The 210-nt window shown below is 48.1% G+C and carries 1 protein-coding gene; it reads right to left on the bottom strand.

The genetic code is table 11. The features are described from left to right. The coding region (locus HGT71_RS15705; protein ID WP_214218614.1) for a hypothetical protein at positions 1-193 on the bottom strand (193 nt) is incomplete at its 3' end. Positions 194-210: the final 17 nt, after the last annotated feature.

Below are 210 nucleotides of genomic sequence, written 5' to 3' on the forward strand. Positions count from 1 at the left end.
TTAAGAAACGAATTTGTAGAAACGATGAATTTTTATCGTAATCAAGGCGACAACCAAGCGATAAGAAGGCGCATACACAGGTATGTGACTGACTAGCGCGAGGGAAGTTAACGCCGAGTACGTTAAAAAGGCCCGTTTTTAGCACCAAGAATTTGCCTGGCGGCACTAGCGCGGTGGTCCCACCTGACCCCATGCCGAACTCAGAAGTGA

Source organism: Rosenbergiella epipactidis (assembly GCF_018494055.1).
Taxonomy (GTDB): domain Bacteria; phylum Pseudomonadota; class Gammaproteobacteria; order Enterobacterales; family Enterobacteriaceae; genus Rosenbergiella; species Rosenbergiella epipactidis.